Source organism: Candidatus Dojkabacteria bacterium, assembly GCA_030583845.1.
In the GTDB taxonomy this organism is placed as follows: domain Bacteria; phylum Patescibacteriota; class Dojkabacteria; order SC72; family JAHDCA01.
In genome coordinates this window covers 799,863-822,501 of record CP129478.1, presented here as the reverse complement: position 1 = coordinate 822,501, position 22,639 = coordinate 799,863, and the positions used below count along the sequence as shown (strand labels likewise).

Annotated in this window: 19 protein-coding genes and 2 tRNA genes; 8 read left to right on the top strand and 13 right to left on the bottom strand. The window is 44.1% G+C overall.

What is annotated here, in order from left to right; translation table 11 throughout:
- Positions 1 to 46 precede the first annotated feature (46 nt).
- Together recA and QY318_03760 are read right to left on the bottom strand one after the other, a co-directional pair.
- Positions 47 to 1,030 carry a recombinase RecA gene (gene recA / locus QY318_03765; GenBank protein WKZ31577.1) on the bottom strand — a complete coding sequence of 328 codons (984 nt, stop codon included), beginning with the start codon at positions 1,028 to 1,030 and terminating at the stop codon, positions 47 to 49.
- Positions 1,031 to 1,271: 241 nt separating this feature from the next.
- Positions 1,272 to 1,859, bottom strand: a complete 588-nt coding sequence (locus QY318_03760; protein WKZ30937.1) for a hypothetical protein — start codon at positions 1,857 to 1,859, stop codon at positions 1,272 to 1,274.
- Between the two features lie 104 nt (positions 1,860 to 1,963).
- Between QY318_03760 and QY318_03755 the strand changes: the two genes are divergently transcribed.
- Positions 1,964 to 2,554, top strand: a complete 591-nt coding sequence (locus tag QY318_03755) for a DUF5684 domain-containing protein (GenBank protein WKZ30936.1) — start codon at positions 1,964 to 1,966, stop codon at positions 2,552 to 2,554.
- Between the two features lie 131 nt (positions 2,555 to 2,685).
- Positions 2,686 to 3,789, top strand: coding sequence for a DUF1846 family protein (locus QY318_03750; protein WKZ30935.1), 1,104 nt, complete (start codon positions 2,686 to 2,688; stop codon positions 3,787 to 3,789).
- A gap of 104 nt (positions 3,790 to 3,893) precedes the next feature.
- Here QY318_03750 and rmuC read toward each other — a convergent pair whose 3' ends face one another.
- The 4 genes from rmuC to QY318_03730 all read right to left on the bottom strand — a co-directional run bounded on the left by rmuC (position 3,894) and on the right by QY318_03730 (position 8,293).
- On the bottom strand, positions 3,894 to 5,054 hold the full coding sequence (gene rmuC, locus QY318_03745; GenBank protein ID WKZ30934.1) for a DNA recombination protein RmuC: 1,161 nt from the start codon (positions 5,052 to 5,054) through the stop codon (positions 3,894 to 3,896).
- A gap of 117 nt (positions 5,055 to 5,171) precedes the next feature.
- Positions 5,172 to 6,104 (bottom strand): thioredoxin-disulfide reductase, encoded by a 933-nt coding sequence (trxB, locus tag QY318_03740; GenBank protein WKZ30933.1) that lies wholly within the window; start codon positions 6,102 to 6,104, stop codon positions 5,172 to 5,174.
- 557 nt (positions 6,105 to 6,661) lie between these two features.
- Positions 6,662 to 7,528, bottom strand: a complete 867-nt coding sequence (locus QY318_03735; protein WKZ30932.1) for a HAMP domain-containing sensor histidine kinase — start codon at positions 7,526 to 7,528, stop codon at positions 6,662 to 6,664.
- Positions 7,529 to 7,627: 99 nt separating this feature from the next.
- Positions 7,628 to 8,293, bottom strand: coding sequence for a response regulator transcription factor (locus QY318_03730; protein WKZ30931.1), 666 nt, complete (start codon positions 8,291 to 8,293; stop codon positions 7,628 to 7,630).
- A 220-nt stretch (positions 8,294 to 8,513) separates the two neighbouring features.
- Between QY318_03730 and QY318_03725 the strand changes: the two genes are divergently transcribed.
- The gene (locus tag QY318_03725; protein ID WKZ30930.1) at positions 8,514 to 9,785 is read left to right on the top strand and encodes a glycosyltransferase; all 1,272 of its coding nucleotides are present in this window, start codon (positions 8,514 to 8,516) and stop codon (positions 9,783 to 9,785) included.
- Here QY318_03725 and QY318_03720 read toward each other — a convergent pair.
- Together QY318_03720 and rsgA are read right to left on the bottom strand one after the other, a co-directional pair.
- Positions 9,782 to 10,447, bottom strand: a complete 666-nt coding sequence (locus QY318_03720; GenBank protein ID WKZ30929.1) for a metallophosphoesterase family protein — start codon at positions 10,445 to 10,447, stop codon at positions 9,782 to 9,784. The two genes, QY318_03725 and QY318_03720, sit on opposite strands and share 4 nt — an antisense overlap.
- A 67-nt stretch (positions 10,448 to 10,514) precedes the next feature.
- Entirely contained in the window at positions 10,515 to 11,564 is a 1,050-nt protein-coding gene (gene rsgA, locus QY318_03715; protein WKZ30928.1) for a ribosome small subunit-dependent GTPase A, read from the bottom strand.
- A 266-nt stretch (positions 11,565 to 11,830) separates the two neighbouring features.
- Between rsgA and QY318_03710 the strand changes: the two genes are divergently transcribed.
- The 3 genes from QY318_03710 to QY318_03700 all read left to right on the top strand — a co-directional run bounded on the left by QY318_03710 (position 11,831) and on the right by QY318_03700 (position 15,422).
- Positions 11,831 to 12,616 carry an efflux RND transporter permease subunit gene (locus QY318_03710; protein WKZ30927.1) on the top strand — a complete coding sequence of 262 codons (786 nt, stop codon included), beginning with the start codon at positions 11,831 to 11,833 and terminating at the stop codon, positions 12,614 to 12,616.
- On the top strand, positions 12,576 to 14,513 hold the full coding sequence (locus tag QY318_03705) for an efflux RND transporter permease subunit (GenBank protein WKZ30926.1): 1,938 nt from the start codon (positions 12,576 to 12,578) through the stop codon (positions 14,511 to 14,513). The genes QY318_03710 and QY318_03705 overlap by 41 nt, the downstream gene beginning before the upstream one ends.
- A 309-nt stretch (positions 14,514 to 14,822) precedes the next feature.
- Entirely contained in the window at positions 14,823 to 15,422 is a 600-nt protein-coding gene (locus tag QY318_03700) for a hypothetical protein (GenBank protein ID WKZ30925.1), read from the top strand.
- Between the two features lie 214 nt (positions 15,423 to 15,636).
- Here QY318_03700 and QY318_03695 read toward each other — a convergent pair.
- Positions 15,637 to 15,713, bottom strand: a tRNA-Val gene (locus QY318_03695).
- A 103-nt stretch (positions 15,714 to 15,816) separates the two neighbouring features.
- Positions 15,817 to 15,905 (bottom strand) — tRNA-Leu (locus tag QY318_03690).
- Between the two features lie 202 nt (positions 15,906 to 16,107).
- On the opposite strand from QY318_03690, the gene QY318_03685 reads away from it, so the two are divergent.
- Positions 16,108 to 16,701: an SPFH domain-containing protein gene (locus QY318_03685; GenBank protein WKZ30924.1), complete on the top strand. Its 594-nt coding sequence runs from the start codon at positions 16,108 to 16,110 to the stop codon at positions 16,699 to 16,701.
- A gap of 369 nt (positions 16,702 to 17,070) precedes the next feature.
- Entirely contained in the window at positions 17,071 to 18,345 is a 1,275-nt protein-coding gene (eno, locus tag QY318_03680; GenBank protein WKZ30923.1) for a phosphopyruvate hydratase, read from the top strand.
- Positions 18,346 to 18,376: 31 nt separating this feature from the next.
- On the opposite strand, the gene QY318_03675 is transcribed toward eno, so the two are convergent.
- The 3 genes from QY318_03675 to QY318_03665 form a co-directional block, all read right to left on the bottom strand.
- Entirely contained in the window at positions 18,377 to 20,047 is a 1,671-nt protein-coding gene (locus QY318_03675; GenBank protein WKZ30922.1) for a CTP synthase, read from the bottom strand.
- A gap of 254 nt (positions 20,048 to 20,301) precedes the next feature.
- Complete coding sequence (gene tsaD / locus QY318_03670; GenBank protein WKZ30921.1) at positions 20,302 to 21,420, bottom strand: tRNA (adenosine(37)-N6)-threonylcarbamoyltransferase complex transferase subunit TsaD; 1,119 nt, start codon at positions 21,418 to 21,420, stop codon at positions 20,302 to 20,304.
- On the bottom strand, positions 21,420 to 22,529 hold the full coding sequence (locus tag QY318_03665; GenBank protein WKZ30920.1) for an L-threonylcarbamoyladenylate synthase: 1,110 nt from the start codon (positions 22,527 to 22,529) through the stop codon (positions 21,420 to 21,422). The genes tsaD and QY318_03665 overlap by 1 nt, the downstream gene beginning before the upstream one ends.
- Positions 22,530 to 22,639 lie beyond the last annotated feature (110 nt).

Below are 22,639 nucleotides of genomic sequence, written 5' to 3'. Positions count from 1 at the left end.
TGTGTGCAAGGCCTCATTTCAGATCGACCTCACACACATTGTAGCACTACTTTATAGTATCTCGCACTTTTTTCTCGATTTCGTCACGTAGCTTCGAGTTATCTTTGAGCTCCTGGATTGCGCCCTCTCGTCCCTGCGCGAGCTGAGAGTCGCCATACTTCATCCATGCGCCAGATTTCTCGACAATCCCACGGGCCACTGCAGCATCAAGGATGCTGCTTTCTTTGTCGATGCCGGTTGGATACTTGATAGTGAATGTCGCCTCTCTAAATGGTGGCGCAAGCTTATTCTTCACTACTTTTACTACTCTAGTGTGTCCAATGACTTCGCCCTCTTCCATCACCTTCTCTCGCTGTCTGATATCCATCCTGATAGAGGCGTAGAATTTCAGTGCATTACCACCGGTGGTTGTTTCAGGATTTCCGAACATTACGCCGATCTTCATACGAAGCTGGTTGAGGAAAATTACTGTCGTGTTGGTCTTGCTTGCAATCGCGGTGATCTTGCGAAGCGCCTGTGACATCAGCCTTGCTTGCAATCCCATATGGCTGTCACCCATCTCTCCTTCGATCTCAGCTCTGGGAGTAAGTGCCGCTACAGAGTCAACAACGATCACACCGAACCCTGATGACCTTACCAATGTCTCTAAGATCTCAAGCGCCTGCTCACCGAAGTCTGGCTGAGAAATATACATTTCATTTACATCAATGCCAATCCGCTTAGCGTAGACTGGATCAAATGCGTGCTCTGCATCAATAAATGCCACCATCTCACCAGCCTTCTGAGCCTCTCCGAGGATATGCATTGCAAGGGTAGTTTTACCAGATGATTCTGGCCCATAGATTTCAATTATTCTGCCTCTTGGGATACCACCAATACCGAGAGCCATATCCAAAGATAGAGCGCCAGTCGAAATAACAGGGACATCAATCTTTTCTCGGCTGCCGAGTCGCATAATTGAGCCTTTTCCAAACTGCTTCTCGATCTGCTGAATCGCGGCATCAACTGCCATCGCTTTGTTCGGGTCGATCTTTGGCTTAGTTGGTGGGGCGGCTTTTGTTGGTTGTAGGGCTTTGGCGGCAGTTTTCTTTACATCTGTGCTTCCTTTGGATGGCATATAGGAATTACTATAAATTTTAGATATTGAGAGTGTAACAGAGGGTGGGTTAAGGGTCAAAAAACAGCTATATTTTTAATGAATTTCTAATGAAGAAATACTATCAACTCCGCCTTCGCGAAGTCGCACTTGCAAAGTGCGACTTGGTCTGTGCTTAGAGAGTCAGCAGATACTGCTCCATCCCAGTGACGAAATTCTGCCTCAGTAACTCATCCTCTCGGATATAGCGAGCGATCTCCAGCTGCACAGCCACAGTTCCGAGGTTCTTCACCGCAAACTGACCAATACTTTCCTGCAAATTTTCATTGAAACAGAGAACCTGTGCAACTGCCTGTCGGAGCAAATTCTGGTTGATAGACTGGGCTAAACCATATGCAATTCGTTTTGACTTATAAAACCGACGCGAAAAATAGTAGCCAAAATCATATGGATAGATCTCGCTCAGGCCATGCAGGTCGAAAATGTATTTAATCTTTTCAGACTCAACTATTTCCTGCACCCTCTGCTTAAAAAGATTGTCTGCGACTGCGTGGTAATTCGGATCAAAGTCTAGCTGATCATTGACTACTAGTGTATGCGCGCCGCTCCTCTCGCCAAGCTCTAATGCAATGTTGTCAGTCCACAACTCGGCCGGCCTCAATGAACCCGAATAGCTAGGCCGTCTATGCGCAGTGCTATGCGGCGCTGTAATTAACACAGCATTGCTGCCCTTGTTATATAGAATTGCATCGCTAATTTGCATACTCCAAATTATCATATCTGTGCACACACTAAAAGCTATTGACGTATGTGAAAAATTTAGAGTAAACTCAGATTAAGATTTATTTAAATTTTCTCATTAAGACAATGCTGAAAAGATTTATCGTGGGTTTCGCAGCGCTAGCAGCCTTTGCAATGGGTGTATATGCGTATGCATCGCCAGCAATGGCACAGGACGAGTTTGATTATGATTACGACTATACGTACGAGGATGATCTTCTCTATACAACTACGGATACTAGCGAAGAGGATACAGCTGCAGCTTTGGCAGCACTTAGCGCATATATGATGTGCTGGGCAGTATTCGGTATTGTCTTCTACGTGGTCATGGCCTATGTGCTTATGACAATTGGTAAGAAGGTTGGTACATCTGATCCTGCATGGATGGCTTGGGTACCATTTGTTAACTACTACTACATGGTCAGAGTAGCTAACGAGGATGGTTGGAAATTTATCCTCTTCTTTATCCCATTCGTAAACATTGTTTACTACTTGATTGTTTGGATGAAAATAGCTGAAAGACGAGGCTTCGAGAACTGGTACGGTTTACTCGTAATAGTTCCGGTTGTAGGTTGGTTAGTACCTCTTTACATTGCATTTGCTGAGCCAAAAGGCGCTGCTCCTGCAATGAAGAGCGAGGCTCCAGCTTCAACACCATCTGAGCCAAAGGCTGAGTAGTTTTGGTGTAGCAATTAAAGCCCCGCTAACCTATAAGTCGAATCGACTTATAGGTTAGCGGGGCTTTTCATTTACCCTTCTTTAGGCTATCTTTAACAGTATCTCATCCGCTAACTTATAGACAGATAATCGTGACAAGCAGCGACATAATCCAATACAAAGTCTCCGGATTCAACAACCCAAAGTATATCCAGAACCAGAAGAAAAAGATTTTAGAGCGCATTGATCGATTCAAAGATGGCAAACTGTACTTCGAGATCGGTGGGAAATTCCTTTATGATGCGCATGCTGCACGTGTGCTTCCAGGCTTTGACCCTGTAACGAAGGTGACCATTTTAAAAGAGTTGCACGGCTTCCTCGATATCTTTTACTGTGTCAAGGCTGAGGATATTGCAAATGACAGGCAGATGCGGAGCGACCGTGAGTCATACACCGATTATTGCAGCAGAGCGATTAAGGAGCTTGAGTCAACATTTGATATTAAACCGAAGATTGTCATAAATTTGTGTGATCGAATCAACCATGACCAGGAAGTGCAGGGCTTTGAGGAATCTCTATCGAGCCAAGGGTATACAGTCAAGAGAAGGTATAAGATCGAAGGCTACCCAGATAGTACAGATGCTGTTTTGAGCGATACAGGATATGGAGCTGACGATTATGTCGAAAGCAATAAAAACCTAATCCTGGTAACCGGTGCTGGCTCCAATAGCGGTAAAATGTCCACATGTCTCGGCCAGATCTATCTCGATAAGCAGCACGGGCTAATTTCCGGCTATGCCAAGTATGAGACCTTCCCTATCTGGATTCTTCCCTTGAACCACCCGATCAATCTTGCCTATGAGGCTGCCACGGCTGATATCGGCGACTACAATGTGATCGATACATATCATATGGAGGCTTATGGGAAAAATTCGGTAAACTACAATCGCGACGTCGATGCATTCAAGATTATCTTGAGCATGAAAGATAAGCTTCTAGATTCAACCAGCTTCATGAACGAGTATAAATCACCAACCGACATGGGAATTAATTTCGCCGGTCACGCAATCGAAAACGATGAGGTTGTGTGTATTGCAAGCTTGCACGAGATCCGCAGGCGCAAAGAGTGGTATGCACAGATAATTGCGCGTGGTGCTGGAGATCAGGAGTGGTATAGGAAATGCGAGCTGCTTGAAGATCGTGCCTTGAAGTATATAAATGAAAGGGGCTACAACCCTGATCTCGCTCTAGAGTAAGGCTTTGGTGTGTGACTACAGTGTAGTCCGTAGCTTTAGCGTGACTAGATGTAGTCAGTAGCTTTGGTGTATGACTATATGTAGTCCGTAGCTTTAGCGTAGGACTACTCAATCATCTTGATCGTATCACTTTCCCCGGAAGTACTCTCTTCAACAGGCTCCTCAAGCATCTGAACCCTGTCCATCTTTCTGCGTAGCTGATTCATGCGGGTGCTATTTACTGTTGCAAACTGCTTATCAAGCGCCTGGATCCTATCTCCAACCTTCTGAAATTCATCGTCAAATTTCGCGAACTCAGTAGAGAAAGCTTTAACATGCCCAATAATCTCTCGTATGTTCCCTTTAATCTCGAAGTTGTCATACGCTTGGCGCACCATCCTCAAGATCGCAGTGAAGCTAAACGGGCCAGCGAAGATAACCTTCTTGCGCATTGCCTCGACCCAGATCTCATTCATCTGGTCATATATCCAGGAGAAGATCATCTCGTTCGGGATAAACACTATTACAAAGTCCACAGTACCCTCTTCTGGGTTGATATAGTCGCGGACTGTTACCTGCTTGATCTTATCCTTCACATCTTTTTCAAATAGCTTGCGATACTCCTTCTGCTGCTCTTCGTTCTCAGTCTCAGCAAGCTTCTGCAGATTTGCGTACGGGAATTTGGCGTCTACGTTAATCTTGGTACGGTCGGGCATATATATCGTGAAATCAGGGCGTGTCTCGCGCGTCTCTTGTGCCTTGTTAAATTCGTAATCCTTGCCGACTACAAAGCCTGACATTTTGAGAAGATCTTCTGCAACCTGTTCGCCGAAATGGCCACGCATCTGATTATTGGACAGCACTTTCTTTAGGTTCTCTGTTGAGACACGGAGCTGCTCGGAAATCCTTGTCTGCTCCTCTAGTCGTTCCTTTAGTGCATTGAATGAGCCGATCCTTTCTTTATCAGAAGCCGCGAGCTTGTCCTCATTGTTTTTCAATTGTCGCTCGATCTGCTGCACCATTCGCGTCATCTCGGATCGCTTGCTCTCCATATCAGCCCTGATCTCTTTCTTCTCTGCACCAAGCTTTTCGTTAGCTATCTTGATTAGGTTTTCCGAAGATTCATTGATAAGTTCAGGCATCATCGCTTTTATCTTTAGCTCCAAGGTCTGTAGAAGCACCTCATCGTTTACTTTACTTTTTGGCTTGAGGATGAAGTAAGCAATCACGAGTGCAATGGCACCGCCTATGATTAATCCGATTAATGTGTAGAGAACGATTTCCATTATTGTGTAGTCTCAAGTAATTATTGGATTATATCTTGATAGTAGGGCAGAATCCAACATGTGTGAAAAGGTTTGTAGGCGCTTTACGCTTTCGTGTAAAGTCTGACGAGAGAGAGGCTATTTCTTGCTCTCAAGCCACTTCTCTACATCCATCGCAGCCATGCAGCCCATACCCGCAGCTGTTACAGCCTGCTGATAAACATGATCCTTAATATCACCGGCAACAAACACACCCTCGTTTGAAGTCTTGGTGCGGCCATCTTTTACAATTATAAATCCCTGCTCATCTAATTCAATTTGGCCCTCCAATATCTGAGTATTTGGGATATGGCCTATAGCCAAGAACATGCCATCAACTGTGATATCGTCGAGTGAATTTCCGTTGTTGTCTTGCAATTTTAAAGAAGTAACTACTTCACTCCCTACTACTTCAGTGACTTCTGCATTCCAGATCACCTCTATCTTCTTGTTTTCAAAAAGCCTATTTTGCATCGCTTTTGAGGCTCTGAACTCGTCACGGCGATGGATTACATAAACTTTACTGGCAAATTTTGTGAGGAATGTGCTTTCTTCCATTGCGCTGTCACCGCCACCAACTACTGCGACGATTTTATCACGATAAAAGGCTGCATCGCAGGTTGCGCAGGTAGATACACCACGACCATAGAACTCCTGCTCTCCCGGTATATTTAGCCTTCGTGGCGAGGAGCCCATAGCGAGTATGACACTCTTGGCCTGATACTCGGTGTCTTCAACATATACTTTTTTAACATCACCTGTGAAATCGACCTTATCCGCGTTCTTATAGACAACCTCTGTGCCAAATCGCTCGGCCTGCTTCATCATGCTGTTCATTAACTCTGGTCCCATTACACCATCAATAAAGCCAGGATAGTTTTCCACCAATGTTGTATCCATCAACTGGCCACCAAATTTGATGCCTGCAATAAGCAGCGGCTTAAGGTCAGCACGTGCGGCATAAATTGCTGCTGTTAGTCCAGCTGGGCCTGAGCCGATAATTATTAATTCATGAACTTTTTGATCTGACATATCGATATGGCGAAATTTATTCATGACCAGTATACCACCTGGCTCGATCACCCCGCTAACCTATAATGATAATAAAGCTTGCGCAGGTACAACGTTTTTTATTACAGGTGTTAAATTGTCTTAAGATTTTAACCTTACCAATGCTCTATAGGTTAGCGGGGTCGATAAAAAAAAGACCGACTCTGTAAGCCGGTCTTCATATTTTCCTTAGAAATAGCTATTAAGTTTTGCGGATAGATCCCCACGTAGGATTACCATCCGTACAAAACTCAAGGCGCATCCCTCGGTTTGTGCTTAATTGCCTTCACATTAGAGCGAGAGATCTCTACTCGTCTAACGCGGAGAAATGTTCTTTTGAACATTTAGCCCTCCCTGACAATTTAATTATATTATCAGTGTAGTCCGTTACCCTTTAAGGTGCGGTTAAGGTTTACATTATACTTAAAAGCTTTTTTAGAGGTGCTAATTGAGGTATTCCAGCGCCAATAGGTGTAACATCTCCCCATAATAGAGATCCTCTACTACTACAATTTCACCTAATGTTAATGAAATTATCATTAAAACTCCAGAATGAAAGTGGTTAATCCATCTTTGCTTTCAACCTGAATTTCCCATTTGTGCAGGTCAGCAATCTTCTTTACAACAGCCAAACCAATCCCGTATCCCTTATCTGATCGAGACTCGTCGGTCTGATAAAAGCGATCGAATATCTTGCCCATCTCTACAGCATTTATCTCTTTACCAGTATTAGCGACTGAAAGCTTCTTACTCGTCAGCTTAACTTTGAGCTCACCATTTTGGAGATTGTATTTAATTGCATTGTCGACCAGATTTGCGACAAGAATCTTGAATAATCCAGAATCTCCGACCAACTCCTTCTTCTCATCCAGCTTCACATCTGCTTTTATTCCCTTGTCAGCAATCTGCTCGTTGAACATATCCATCACCTGCATCACACTCTCAGAAGCCATAAATTTGTTCCGGTCCAGCGACATCTTATCTAGCTTCGCCAAGGCCAGCAGCTTATCGACAATATTGTTTGCATCACGAACACTCATCTTAGCCTCACGAATATACTCTTCATACTTCTTGGATCTGAGAGCGAGGTCCAGTGCTATGTTCGCGTTGCTCAGTGGTGTCCTTAGCTCGTGCGAGGCATCTTGGGTAAATTGATTAAGCCTGGCCACCATATCCTCGGCCGGCTTGAAATTTTCCTGTACGAAAACATAGCCCACCATCAATATGACGATTGTTGTTACCGATACCTCAGAAAGTAGGAATCCAAGCTTATGGATATACTGGTCAAAAGTGAGATCGGCAAGATACACCTCGAACATTATCAGCACAAAGCCGGTAATGAACTGTATAAACAGCACAACGACTGTAAAAACAATAATGAGGTTATACTTTAAACGCTTAAACATAGACTATTTTATCGCTCGCGCACTTAAGATTCAATAATAATTTCGCATGCACGAGGTTATAGCCCATAGCATCTCCGCGTAAAAGGAAAGCGGAACTTGTTAGCTAGCGTCCGACTCTACCATATACCCGCCTGGAACAGTTTTTATTACCTCTTTGCCAAGCTTCTTTCGGATGTATGCCACGTGCACATCCACTGTTTGTGAGAACATTAGCTCTTCAAATTCTCCCCACACACTTTCAATAATCTCGCTTCGATCCATCGCTTTATCCATATTTACTGCGAGGAACTCTAGCAGTGCAAACTCTTTCGGAGCCAGATCCACTACATCATCACCCTTCTTCACCTGTTTCTTGTTGGAATCGATCGTAATATCTTTGAATTTGATGACCGGGCTTGGTGAATCTTTGCTTCGTCTTACGACTGAATTTATCCTGGCGATCAGCTCATCCATATCGAACGGCTTCTTGATGTAGTCGTCTGCACCTGTATCCAATCCCTTAAGTACAGCATCTTTATCGGTCCTCGCGGTGAGCATAATGATCGGCTTCTTTACGCCTCTCTCTCTGACGCTCTTACACACATCTACACCATCTTTCTTGGGGAGGTTTAGGTCCAAAATTATGCACTCATATTCTTCCTCTAAAATTTTCTTCTCGCCTTCTTCCCCGTCAAATGCGGTATCCACAGTCAGATTGTCGAGCTCGAGGTAGGTTCGGATATTTTTGGACAGCATCACGTTATCTTCAACAAGAAGTACTTTCATCGCTTGAATGAAACAAAAGAATTTAGATAGTGACTTTCGAATTCAGGAACTATTGTATGTTACCACCAATTAAGGTGGTATTAATCGATCGAGGTCAGCCCTGTGTAGGCCGTCCCTGACCCGGGACGGCCTACACAGGGCTGACTGCTATGCTATTGATCTTTAAACTAGCAACAAGTATCATTTCAGCGTATATTTTCGTACTTATATAAAGCAAAATATGAAGATTGTTTACGCGGCTTCAAGACCTGAGAATATAGGAGGCGGGGAGACTAAAGTAGCATTTGATATGGCCAGAAGGATGGCCAAAGATCATGAAGTGCTTATCCTGCACCCATCGCAACATGACGACACATTGATTGAGAAGGAAGGAAATCTTACCAAGTATGGCGTCAGAAGCGTAAGCAACGGCAATATCTACACGCCGAAGCTTGATATCGGAGAGATTAGAAAGCTTAAAAGATATATAACAAGGTTTGATCCTGATATCGCACATTCTCACACAATTATCTGGTTGGGGCAGATTTTACAGGACTGGGCGATTAAGCATGGCACTCCATTTTTCTATACTACACATATACTTCCATCGAAGGCGGCTGAGTGGACAGAGAACGATTCGACCAAGTCAGTAGCTAAGAAATTTACAGACTCAGGGCTTTTTAAGGATTACATTAAGTCTTTCTATAACTCATGCTCCATAATAATTACTTTAAATGATGAAAGCCACGACGACTTGAAGAGATTTGGCTACAAGGGTGAGTCGTACATAATCCCAAATGGACTCTCTCTAGAACTGTTTAGAGATTTAGAGCAGCCAGACCCTGAGGAAGATGAGGTCAGGCTACTATACACAGGCAGCATCTCAAAGCGAAAGAGAACACACTTTCTCGTAGAAAGCATGGCGCACCTGCCGTCAAACTACCACCTCTACATAGCAGGAGGTGTTGATGTAGACATTGCGTACGGCAATTCTGTAAAAAATTACATAAAGAAGCATAAGCTTGATAATGTCCACCTGCTTGGTAAGTTGCCATATGAGGAGATCCCGAAGCAGCTCGAGAAAGCACACTACTTTGTCTTTGCATCAAAAGCGGAGGTTCAGTCATTATCGATTATCGAGGCTTTAGCAGCTGGTAAGCCTGTCGTAGCGATCGAAAATCAGACCTCAAGAGAGCTTATAAATGATAGCAACGGTAAGCTTCTTCCGGCAGAGACAACTCCCGAGCATTTTGCTGAAGCAGTTGTAGAAATGCACAGTAACCTAGAGGAATATAGCCAGAGGTGTAAAAATGCGAAAGAGCTAGCAAATATGTTTGATTATGATACTGTGATAAACCAAACCGTTGATGCTTACAGCAGGCATCTGGAGGACGCTCCAAATAGCAATTCATCTGCTACGAGCAAAGTCTTCGCAGCAGCCTTTATAGCAGGGACTCTCGGTCTCTATCTGGGTGTAAAAGCCTATAAGAAGGCGAAGCGCTCCAGAAATTAGTAATTTTCCGAGTGCAAAACTACTTTTTCATCTTCAACAGTTAAGTATTGTGCCAATCCCCACCTAAAGTATCCGGTGTTGATTACGCCAGCCTTTTCATTAAATTCCTGCTTATGTGAATGGCTCACTATTGTGTAGTGATTCCCTTTTCGGTCTTTCCCAAAGTGCTCAAATAGCTTCTGATTTATATCGCTAACTGGTGCTGGCGTACGGAAAAGCTTGAGGCTTATATACTCACCAATATTAAATGGTAGGTTCCATATCATTAAAAATAAGCGAGACTTCCTAAGCGGCATAAATCTACGACTCATCTCTGGCAATATCCTATGCCCATGCTCGACATAAAACTGCTTGTCTCCTGACTTGAATTTAAAATTTTCGGCTACAAGATCAGCAAATAATCCACAATTATCCTTGAACTGATAAAGCTGGGTGTCATCATGGTTTCCAGTGATATATACTGCCTTCTTCTCTTTGAGAAGTGGAAAAAGTGTTTTCCATTCTGACTTTAAGAACTTGTCGAAGGTCGTAAAATAGCCATCCCAGAAGTCGCCATTGATAATCACCCTGTCTGCGGCTTGAATAATAATTCGGAGTTTCTCATATTTATCGGGATAGAACCTGTGCGTTAGATGTGTGTCTGATATGACCAGATATTTCATACTAGTATAGTGCGAGATAGTTACTCTCTTCACAATACCAAACATATACCTGTCTCGAAAGAGCAACCTACTCAACCAGCCTCGCATAACTCTCGTACCGACGCTCATCGAGCTCACCAGCCCTCACTGCCGCTCTGACAGCACAATCAGGCTCATCCAGGTGAAGACAATCGGAATATGCACAACCAACTGCCAGCACTAGCAGATCTTCGAAATAGAACCTAGCATCCTCTCGACTGATAAACGACACATCCAAAGAACGAATTCCTGGACTATCGATCACCCATGAATCCTTATCGAACTTATACATCTTCGTGTCGGTGGTTGTATGTCTTCCTCTCAAAGTTTTATTACCCACCTCCTGTGTCTTCAGGTCAGTACTGCCTCGAAGCGCATTAACTAGAGAGCTTTTACCCACACCGCTTGGCCCCACAAATATCGATCTGCTGCCCTTTAAGACACCCTTTAATTCATCTATACCTAAACCTTTTTCTGCAGAGGTGTGTACGATCTCAACGCCAAGCTTATCTGAGTAGTAGGGGAGGTCGGGCGAGATTACCTCGACCAGATCGACTTTGTTGTAGCAGATAATTGGCTTAACCCCACCAAACTCAGCCATTAGAAGATATCTATCGACCATATTTGGATGAAATGCTGGGTTAGCTGCTGCCACAACTATCACGGCGATATCTATATTTGCAGCCCATACCTGAATCTCTTTTGCTTCAGTATTCTTGCGTGTTGAGTCTATCTTCTTGCGGGCGATAAAGGATCGGCGACGCTTGCGGTATGCCACATTTGGCTCACTCGAGCTATCTGATAGCATCACCTCGTCACCAACTATTAGCGATTGCCTCAATACGGCGGGGAGAGAGTGGTCATATTTTGCCTGAACAGGTTTATCACCAACCATTACGGTAACAAAATCATTTCTTGACTCGACCACCACTCCCTCTATTGCTTCGGTTGCAGATGGTCTCACCGACTCCCACATCGAGTCGATTTTGTCGTTGCTGATTACACCTGTCAGGTTGAGGTTTTTGCCTAATGAGTTATTGCGAATTTTTCTGTCGCGCTTCTTATCGCGACGACTTACATATGAGTCTTCGTAATCCACGAGATCTACTTAATGAAATTATTGTTGTTTGGGAAATTTGCTAGGCGAGGTCGCCAAAGGAGACTTCATCTAGCGAGTTACGCATTTTTCTTATCATTACACGCCCTCGTTAAAATTTAATGAAGTACTTAACGATCATACATTAATAAAGCCTTAAAGTCACTCAAATCGCCTACCTGCAACCACGTGCCTCTCATCGAGTTAAATAGTATAATCCCCAGGTTACTCGTACTGTATAACGGCTATCTTAATTCTATATAAAACAGATGAAAGACAATATTATTACAAAAGTAAGCCTCTTCTTTGTCAATAGAAGCAGGTTTACCATACTTATCACCCTCTCCCTCCTGGCAATGGGTTTCTACACCTACACCAATACTTTGAAAAAAGAGGGCTTTCCGGTAATTAACATACCGTACATTGTCGTTGTTACACCATATCTATCAGGCGACCCAGCCAAGACTGAAGCCGACATTACAATCCCAATCTACGATACAGTGCTTGAGCTAGAGGAGGTAGAAGAGATTAACAGTAGCTCTAGTGCAAATGTTTCAACTGTGGTCATCACGCTAGATCAAGATAATTCGGATCCATACAAAGTTGAAGAGCTTGTGGCAGAGCGCGTGGAGTCGCTAAATTTGCCCAACGAGTCACAGATATCAATCCCAGAGCCTGGGCTTGTTGATGGTGAAAATGACATCTTGATCTCAATATATTCAGATGAGCTTGGATTGGAAGAGCTTCAGGAAAGAGGTGAGTTACTTGCAACAGAAATCGAGAGAAACGACATGGTGCAACACGCAAATGTGAAAGAGCAGTTTGTAGAGACCTACGATTTCGGCCAGAACAGAGAGGTTGTCGTGCAAAACTCGTTCTCAAGACTCATTACTGTAGAAGGTAATGGTAGTCGGGCATTTGAAAAACGGGCGTTTGACACAATAGTTATCGGAATAATGAAGAAAAACCAAGACATCGGCACTCTTGATTTCTCCGAATCCGTGAGGAGGCAGCGTGGAGAAGGCACTCGAAAGCGAGGCGCTCAAAGATATTGATGTCTCATACACATCTGATCCTGCAGAGCAGCTCGAGACACAGATCTCATCCTTAGAGGAAAATGCTGTGGCCGCAATAGTGACAATCTTTATTATTCTACTGCTATTCATAGATCTACGATCGGCACTCATACTCGCACTTTTCATACCGATGACGCTTGGGGCGGTATTCCTTACATTCACACTTTTTGGTCTTTCCCTCAATACAATTTCACTATTCTCGCTTGTGCTTGTGCTTGGCCTATTTGTAGATGATGGGACTGTAGTAGTTGAAGCTATCGATTACTATAAGAGGAAAGGCCATAAAGGAGTAGAGGCCGTAAGAAAGGCAATCGGGGACATTGGAGTCGCGGATATCTCAGGGACATTAACTACAGTGCTTGTATTTGTGCCGCTTGTATTTATCGAAGGGGTACTTGGAGAGTTTATCAAGATCTTACCAATTACAGTTATCATTTCACTGCTACTTTCGCTGCTAATTGCTTTAACTATCCTGCCATTCATATCGAAGCATTTCTTGAAGGATCGCAACGGTAATGCGGATAACAGATCAATCTTCGAGAGGGTATTTGAATATGTTCCTAGCAAGATTCTCCGCTTTGGGGAGATACTCGAGTCGTATGTCAAATTTGCGCTAAGAAATAGGCTCTACAAACTATTTGCCATTGTGATGTCTATTGTTTTAATTGGAGTGGGCATATACTTCTCCAGCTTAATCGGGTTCTCATACTTTGCACCTGCTAAGGATTCTGAAGAGATTACTGTCTCTATATCATTTGACCAACCAACAGCTATTGAGAGCGCTAGAAAACTTAGCATTCAGGTTGAAAATATTCTACTGCAGAAGAGCCGGGAGGAGATTGAGGAGGTAACATATCTCGTTGGAAACAGCAGGAGTGCCCAATTAATGGTTCACCTGAACGGCATTACTGAGAGAGAAATAACCTCTACACAGATTGCAAAGGAATTAAATGTCGCTACCGAGGATTTTGATGGTGCTATTATTAACACAGCGGTCGTATCAGCAGGTCCACCTGAAACACAGTTCCCTTTTGCTATGCAGATTTATTCTGAAGATCAGACGATGCTTGAGAATGCCACGGATGACATCGCACGATATATACCAACCGTTAAGCTGGATAACGATGTTGAAGTTGCAGATGTAAAGAGTGAATCCCTGCTAGAAGTGAGCCGTAAAAATGGCGACAGGTACGCAACCATCAGGGTTAAGTTCAGTGATGGTAGTGACAGCGCGACAATTATTGAGTTGCAAAATGCAATCGAAGCGGAATTTGATCAAAATCTTCTGAACAGTAGGTACCCAGGGGTCACCGTTGGATTTGATTCTGGACAGGAGAGTGATAATGCCGAGTCGTTCGCATCCGTGGCATTGGCAGGAATAATTGCGCTAATAGTAATGTATGGCTTGCTAGTGCTTCAGTTCAATTCCTTTTCACAGCCGCTGCTGATCCTTTTGGCAATACCTTTCTGCTTCCCTGGACTATTCTTGGGGTTGTACTTAACTGGTAACCCGATGAGCTTCTTTGTAGTGATCGGTCTCACAGGATTGATCGGTATTGTAGTGAATAACACAATCATGTTGATTGAATACGCAAATGCGCGCAGGCGAGAGGGCAAAGACATAACCGAAGCAATCTCTGAGGCTGTACGGCTTCGAACTCGACCTATACTGACCACAACTTTAACGACGGTGTGTGGCTTAGTACCGCTAGCACTTACGGAGCCATTCTGGGAGCCACTTGCATTTACAATCATATTTGGGCTGCTTTCTAGCATGGCACTAATACTCTTCGCCTTCCCTGTATTTTATGCCGCAGTACAGGGCTGGAGGGATTTGCTGTACAACTACTCGCCTAAGAGGTTAAGAAAAGGTTAAGCCAGCAGCTAGACAAGCTTGCTTATATCTCGTGATTAGATATAGTAAGGGTGTAGTCAGATCTTCGAAAAATCAGCGAGTTAACATGGGGTGCGTTTCGCTGGTACTCGGCTCTGGGAGTAATCCCTCTACCGAGTGAACCCTGATACTTGATCTGACTACACTTTTTATTCTCCAAATTTCCCCGATATACTTTATAAGTCGTTTCCTGTAGTACATTTGTGCAATATAGGTGTAAAATCAAGCATCTACATCATACGCAAGATACAGGTGGGGAAGACGGATATCATCCTAAAACTCGTTGTCGTTATGTGGGTTGTCCTTACAATACTAGCAGTATTTGTTGCTGCAGCTGGTTTGGCGACCCAATCGGTAGAGGTGCAACGAGGGATCGATCTACTTGGGATTCACTCCAGACTTTCAGTGCGGTATCTGATACTATTCGCAACTCTCTCAATCTATTTTGTTTATGTGATACGAAGAAAGAGAGACTCTCTGAGACACCTTATCTTGCTATTTGCACTACTTGCAATTGCTTTACTCGATGGGGGAGGCAATGCACTTAATCTTTACACCAAAACATTTGTTGGTATTTACTACGACGGCTATATGCATTTTATTATCCCATTTATGGCATCTTTTGCTGTTGGGTTGTTTATTTCTCAAAACGATGGGCAGAAAGGGATGGCCTTTGGAAGCATTTTGCTTGGTGCGTTGCTTATATTTCAAATGGCAGTGCTGTTTGAGATCTATGAGTATTACTCGGATGTTTACATCGGGACAGATATGGTGCAGGGACTTCACGATACGATTAACGACCTGTTGCTAGACTATCTTGGCTGTGCAGCAGCGGTTGGAGCATTGGTGATCTATTCCCGACTATTGGAAAGAAAAGCTGCTTCAAAGTAACTCTCAATTTTAGGAAATGGTGGGTGATGAGGGATTTACTGGATCTCATTTCGGTTACTGCTCGCTACGCTCGCAGACCTCAATGGATCTAGCATAACGTCGCATCTGCCACTCGTTTCACTCGTGGGATGCGTCCTAACGAACCGTCGGTTCTTCATACACTCAATCTTTAAACCATAGCTCGCCTTGCAGCCTACGGATGCGATCGGTTACATGGTGGGCGATGAGGGATTCGAACCCCCGACCCTCTCGGTGTAAACGAGATGCTCTAACCAGCTGAGCTAATCGCCCGATGTCCTGTATTTTAACAGATAGATGCCATTAAGGCACCATCCCGACTCACTTGACCCTAGTGCGACTTAAATCATGCGACTATTATCGTCTAGCGGTCGGATGGTGCCGAGGACAGGACTTGAACCTGCACAGGATTTAACTCCCACTACCACCTCAAAGTAGCGTGTCTGCCAATTCCACCACCTCGGCTTGCCTTCTTAATAATTAGCCATAAATGGCTGTTTATTAAGATTTCGCTAGTATTTTACCGTATTATTAGCCCAGATACAATCTATTTTCCCACGTGCAGTGTAGGAAGTTAGCGCAAGGATAAGGCTTACATAAACGAATATTTGAACAGTTTTAACGGCTATGTTATATATTAAGAAGGTTTAAATTAGTAATAAAGCATATGGACAGAAGCAAAAGGATTGCAGGGATACTATTTGCAGTTGTGGTCGTTGGAGTTGCAGCATTAGCCATATTAAACTCGGCAACATTTAGCGTACAGTATGGGCAGGTTTCAATATTGACACGCTTTGGTAAGATTGTTGGAGAGCCTAAAGAGCCGGGACTGCACTTTAAAATTCCAGTAGTCGACGAGGTTGTAACCTATAGAACACAGAAGATTGTGTACGAGACATTGTCATTTACACCGTATACCGGAGCTTCAAACTCTGACTACCAAGACTTCGCTGTTGATACAAACACTAAAGATGGACAGCAGGTTTCGATACGATACACGGTGAGATTCTCAATCGATCCTGACAAGATTAAGGATGTAGCCAACACCTTGGGTACAGAAGAAGAGGTTGTCGAGAAGATTGTGAAAACTGATTCGCGCATCTGGGCACGTCAGATAGCACGCAACTACTCAGCAGCCGACCTATACACCGGTAATGTTGACGAGGTCTCTCAAGAGATTTTTGATAAACTTGCGCCTATTTTTGAAGATAACGGTCTAATCTCTAGACGAGTTTGGTATCAGATCACTCCAATTCACTGATGAGTACATACAGGCAATCGAGCAGAAGCAGATAGAGAAAGAGAAAGTAACTACCGAAGAGTTCATCGCGCAACAAGAAGAGTTCAAGAAAAAAGCAGCTATCACCAAGGCAGAGGGTGAGGCACAGGCTCAAGCTTTGCAGCAATCATCACTAAATCAGGCATTGATAAACAAGCTATGGATTGAGAAATGGAATGGGCAGCTGCCCGACGTGGTTGCTGGAGATGACTCAGGCCTAATCCTAGATTTAGGGAACCAGGGCCAATAACCGACAGCTCGTAGCCTGAAACAGACGGATGTCAAACAAACTCCGCCTTCGCGAAGTCGCACTTGCAAAGTGCGACTTGGACTAACCTTATCAAACAAGACATGAATATATCCAACCTGCGAGCCCGCGAAATCCTAGACTCCCGAGGCATCCCGACCATCGAGACCGAGATTACATTAGAAGACGGTACCAAGGCAAAAGGTGCAGTACCTTCTGGAGCCTCAACGGGCACTACAGAGGTGCTTGAGATGCGCGACGATGACAAGGCTCGCTACTTCGGCGATGGGGTATTAAATGCCGTCTCCAAGGTCGAGACAGAGATTAAAACCGCAATCGTTGGCATGAACTACGACACACAAGCAGATCTAGATAACTTCCTTATCCTGCTTGATGGCACTTTGAACAAAAGCAAGCTCGGTGGCAACAGCATTCTCTCAGTATCTATGGCTTTCGCACGCGCGATGGCTATATCTACCAAACAGCCGCTCTATCAGTACTTTGCAAAAGCGTATTTCGGCGACGAGTATGAGAGCAAATTTAAGATAGAGATGCCGCAGTCGATGGTGCTGCTCATGGAGGGCGGAAAGCACGGGAACTGGGCAACTGATTTCCAGGAGTATATGGTTGTCCCAAAGAAAGAGAGATTCCCAAAGTATTCAGATGTAGTGCGCGCCGGAGCAGAGATTTTCAAAGCTACCCACGATGCCCTACTTAAGCGAGGCTATTCGGCCACGGTGGGCTTTGAAGGAGCTTTCGCACCACACGAGATTCGCTCGAATACTGAGGCTTTCGAGATTATGCTCGAGGGAGTCGAATTGGCAGGATATAAGGTCGGGGAAGAGATAGTGCTTGCGTTGGACATGGCGGCATCAGAGTTTTATGACCGCGAGACTGGTAAATATAACTTGAAGCGTGAGGGGTTGATCCTGTCATCTGAAGAGTGGCTTGAAAAGCAGGCCGACTGGTTCAGGCAGTATCCGATCTGGAGTATTGAAGACACACTCTTTGAAGAGGACTGGGATACATGGGTCAGGCTGGTGGATCAGTTTGGTAGCACCATGCAGATTGTTGGTGACGATCTCCTTACAACCAATGTTGAACGTATCCGCAAAGCGATTACAGCCGATGCTGCAAACGCAGTACTTGTGAAGATAAATCAGATCGGCACGATTACAGAGACGATTGAAGCGATTAAGATGGCCAAATCAGTAGGGTGGGGAGCAGTGATGTCTCACCGTGGTGGCGAGACAAACGACGACCTGATTGCTGACCTTGCAATCGGCACAATGTCAGGCCAGACAAAGTTTGGCGGTCCGGATCGTGGCGAAAGACTAGCCAAATATAACAGGCTCACTGAGATCGAGCTCGGCTGGTAGCCCATAATATGCCTACTGACTAATTCGTATCCTATTTCTTAGCTGCAGCTATAAAGCCCATAAACAACGGATGCGGCATTATAAACTGCGACTTCAGCTCAGGATGATATTGTGTCGCGACGAAAAATGGATGATCCTTTTTATCAAGCTCAATTGCCTCAACCAGCCTATCATCCGGGCTAGTGCCTGTGATCTTTAGGCCAGCCTTGCTCAGTGCCTCTCGGTATTCATTGTTAAATTCATATCTGTGGCGATGCCTTTCTTGGACGACGGGCAATTCATTAAATAGCCCGTTTGAGTACTTTTTATACATCTCCTCCAGTAGCGATCCTTTCTCGACTTTGCACGGCCATGCGCCGAGTCTTATCGTGCCACCATAGTTACCTTCAGCGATATGCTTTTTCTGCTCTTCCATTATGTGGATTACAGGATCGGCAGCTTTCTCATCGATCTCTTCAGAATTTGCACCGCTAACTCCGGCAACATTCCTTGCGTACTCAATCACAGCCATCTGCATCCCATAGCATAGACCGAGATAGGGGATCTTGCTCTCACGGGCAACCTGAACTGCTTTAATCTTCCCCTCACCACCTCTACTGCCCCAACCCTGCGGCACAATTATTCCGTCAACACTTTTTAATTCTTCAAGCATGGCTTCGTCATTTTCAAAATCGTCTGCAACAAACCATTTGATCTCTGGTAGTAGGTTTTGAGCCCATGCTGCATGTCGAATTGCCTCAATTACAGATACATATGAGTCCTTCAGGTCGAAATCGCCACTCTTGTAATATTTTCCGACGATCCCGATGGTAACTTTCTCTTTGGCATCTGATAATTTTGCAAATTTCTCTTTCCACTCTTCGAAGACGCCATTTCTCTTGGCCTGTAGGCCGAATTTCTCGAGAAGCTTTCGGCCGAGCTCATCTTTCTCAAAGTTCAATGGCACCTCATAGATATTTTCGATGTCAGGTGCAGATATGACGTTATCTTTTGGCACATAACACTTGAAGCTAAGCTTCTCCCGTCTGATATCGTCAATTGGAAGCTCAGAACGTGCAATTATGAAATCAGGATTAATTCCGGCGCCATTGAGCAGCTGCACTGAAAGCTGGACGGGCTTGCTCTTCATCTCGCCGAGATTTTTCGGGATTGGAAGATATGAGACATGTACATGAATTACATCATTTGGAAACCAAACCTTCATGATGCGATTGGCTTCGAGGTAGATTCTTTGGCCAAGCTCGCCAACTGTCGCGCCGATCTCAATCACAGTTATGTCAGATTGATTGGTTTTCTGCACATCTTCGACCCATTTGACCACCTCAAGTGGCACATGCGTATCAAATTCGACGCACCTGCCTTTATATTCCATCGATCTTTCATCTTCTAAGAGTCTTTTTAACACTCTACCGGCAGTCATAGAGCTCTTTTCATTAAATAGCTCTCCTGTAAAGCGCTCATAATGGCCTATATCCATATCGGTTTCGTAACCATCCTCTAGTACAAAAGTTTCGCCGTGCTCAAGCGGATTCATAGTACCAGCGTCGACATTTAGATACGGATCCATCTTAATCATCGTTATCTTGTAGCCGTACGATTTCATTAAGAATGCGATTGATGATGCGGCGATGCCTTTACCAATCCCAGAGATTACTCCTCCAGAAACAAATATATATTTTGGTGTCTTAACTTTGCTTGCCATAACAAAAAAACTAAAATATTAAGCATTATATGGGCATATTCCTAAACAGAATGTGGACATATTACAGGAAGGGGTGTTACTTATCATCAAGCAGCCGTTTAGCCGTTCGGTACAACACATTGTGCGTCGTTGTTTAAATATACACAATTTTTGTACAGAAAGCAGCCTCACCATCGGTTTTCATTTAGAGAAATTGACAATCGAAATAAAAAAGTAGAAGATGAGTGTTCCAACAGGGGGTTAATGAAGTTTCATTAATTGCCTATTTCAAGTCTAGGATTTCTATCTAACCTAGACTTCTGTTCGGTTGTAGTTGAGATCTCTCCACGTAGATATTTATAATATGCAACAATCCCTATCATCACGGCATTATCGGTGCGATATTTATCATCAGGAAGATTAAATTTCACCCCATAACTCCTGACCATATTGCTTAGGCTACGCGAAAGCTTTTCATTTTTGAGCACGCCGCCTCCAGCGAAGACAGATTTGGCCTCGGGATACCCTTGCAGAGCCTTTTCTAATTTGAGTACTATAGAGTCAACAATAACCTGCACAAATGCATAACAGAAGTCATTTGCAAAATCCTTATCCTTCAAACCCTGCTCACGCAGCTCGTTTATTCGGTAAAGCGAGGCTGTTTTTAGACCTGAATAGCTGAAATTCAGATCTTTGCTTTTTTCAAGCGGAATTGGAAGCTCAATCAGGTCATTCGGCTTACCTTTCTTTGCAAACTCTGACACTACAGGACCAGCAGGGTAGCCGAAACCCATCATCCTCCCAAATTTATCAAACGCCTCACCAGCCGCATCATCCAAAGTCCAGCCAATTTTTTTATACTGCCCGATTTTCTCTGAGTAGACTATCTCGGTATGCTTTCCCGAAACAAGCAGCCCAAGAGCAGGGAAATATTCATCTTCATTAAAATCTTCTATCGAGCCGTGCCCCTCCGAGTTCAACGCGAGTGATGAGAGAAAATGACCTTCCATGTGGTTCACTTCTATAAGAGGGATATTTTCATTAATTGCTAACTGCTTAATGAAATCAATCCCAACCTCCAGATCGACCGCCAGCCCTGGACCCTTGGTGACAGCAACAGCATCGAACTGCTTTGGATCATCTATGCCCGCACGCTTCATAGCCTCAGCATATGCCTTTGGGAGATTCTCTTCATGCGCACGACGTGCCACATGTGGCACGATTCCGCCCCACTTTTTATGGAGCTCCGTTTGTGACGAAACAATGCTTGTTATTACATTTCTGCCACGAAGAATAGCGACAGAGGTCTCATCGCAACTTGTATCTACAGCTAGGATTAAAGGCTCGCTACTATTTTCATTAATTTTTAACGCGCTCTTGCTCATAGATTTCATTAAATTTCTGAATAAACCTCTATTTTCCGCTTACTCTCGGAGATATGCTCGAAGCTTACCTTCAAGACTTTAGCCTTCGAATTCTTTGCAGCTTCAAGTAGCTCTGGATAAAATTTGTCTGCCCACTCGATAGCTATGACATTGCCAGGCTTAAGGTACCCCTCAAGACCTGTTCGTGCGAATTCCTCTGCCCCATCTACCCTCCATGTGTCCATGTGTGCGAGCAGCCCTTTTCTATGCTCACCAACCTCATATTTGTACTCATCAATGATTGTATAGGTCGGCGAAGATACATTTTCATTAATTTTTAACTGCTGGGCGAGACCCTTCACAAACTGTGTCTTCCCTGCCCCAAGATCACCTTTTAATGCAAGAATAAATGGCTGTTCTAGCATTGCGTCTATATGCTTCAGCATCACAAGGCTTCCAAACCTGGCGGTCTCATCTGCACTATCACTCTCAGCCTGCAAGATTAATTTATCGTTGCTTATATCTTCATTAAATTTCAATGTGCCCTCTCGCATGACATTTAAGCTATTTAAAGTTGTATCAACAACTGTTGAGGGCTCATTTTTCGGCAATACACCTGCATCAAGAATCAGATCGAGATAGCCTTTCTGCTGCTCCGAGCAATTCTTCAATAATGTATCGATATCATAAGGACGAGGCTTATATGAGACGTTGGCAGAGGTAGAGGTCACAGGCTTTCCAAATTTCTCAACGATATCAAGTATTAGCTTGTAATCCGGGACGCGGATCCCGAGAGTACCGTATTCTGACTCAACCCCAGCAGCAACCTGTCCCAAGCCCTTAGATACGACTGTTATTGGCCCGGGCAGATAGTTTTCATATAGATTATCAGCAAGATCATTTATCTCAACATATTTTGCAGCCATCTCGCGCCCAGTAACCGCCACAGACAACGGCTTCCCTTCTCTACGCGACTTATACTTCATTAAACGGTCGACAGCCGCCTGATTTGTGGCGTCAACGCCAATTCCGTAGCATGTTTCGGTTGGGTACACGACAATTCCACCGCTTGCCAACACCTCAACGGCACGATCCACTACAAGCTGATATTCATTTTCATTAATTGTTAATCTTTCCATAAAAGCAGGATAGCATTAAAACCGTTCTACTACGGCGTAATTATATTAAAAACGCCTGAAATTAGCTATACACCAGCCAATCACTTTTGATTGACCCTACCCTACTCTTG

Bases quoted from the DNA above. Each gene is read 5' to 3' on its own strand.
- QY318_03755 (WKZ30936.1), top strand. From the start codon at position 1,964: ATGCTGAAAAGATTTATCGTGGGTTTCGCAGCGCTAGCAGCCTTTGCA.
- QY318_03675 (WKZ30922.1), bottom strand. From the start codon at position 20,047: ATGGCAAGCAAAGTTAAGACACCAAAATATATATTTGTTTCTGGAGGA.
- QY318_03735 (WKZ30932.1), bottom strand. From the start codon at position 7,528: ATGTTTAAGCGTTTAAAGTATAACCTCATTATTGTTTTTACAGTCGTT.
- QY318_03730 (WKZ30931.1), bottom strand. From the start codon at position 8,293: ATGAAAGTACTTCTTGTTGAAGATAACGTGATGCTGTCCAAAAATATC.
- QY318_03710 (WKZ30927.1), top strand. From the start codon at position 11,831: ATGAAAGACAATATTATTACAAAAGTAAGCCTCTTCTTTGTCAATAGA.
- QY318_03720 (WKZ30929.1), bottom strand. From the start codon at position 10,447: ATGAAATATCTGGTCATATCAGACACACATCTAACGCACAGGTTCTAT.
- QY318_03760 (WKZ30937.1), bottom strand. From the start codon at position 1,859: ATGCAAATTAGCGATGCAATTCTATATAACAAGGGCAGCAATGCTGTG.
- rmuC (WKZ30934.1), bottom strand. From the start codon at position 5,054: ATGGAAATCGTTCTCTACACATTAATCGGATTAATCATAGGCGGTGCC.
- tsaD (WKZ30921.1), bottom strand. From the start codon at position 21,420: ATGAAATCTATGAGCAAGAGCGCGTTAAAAATTAATGAAAATAGTAGC.
- QY318_03700 (WKZ30925.1), top strand. From the start codon at position 14,823: ATGTGGGTTGTCCTTACAATACTAGCAGTATTTGTTGCTGCAGCTGGT.
- trxB (WKZ30933.1), bottom strand. From the start codon at position 6,104: ATGTCAGATCAAAAAGTTCATGAATTAATAATTATCGGCTCAGGCCCA.
- QY318_03685 (WKZ30924.1), top strand. From the start codon at position 16,108: ATGGACAGAAGCAAAAGGATTGCAGGGATACTATTTGCAGTTGTGGTC.
- QY318_03665 (WKZ30920.1), bottom strand. From the start codon at position 22,529: ATGGAAAGATTAACAATTAATGAAAATGAATATCAGCTTGTAGTGGAT.
- QY318_03725 (WKZ30930.1), top strand. From the start codon at position 8,514: ATGAAGATTGTTTACGCGGCTTCAAGACCTGAGAATATAGGAGGCGGG.
- eno (WKZ30923.1), top strand. From the start codon at position 17,071: ATGAATATATCCAACCTGCGAGCCCGCGAAATCCTAGACTCCCGAGGC.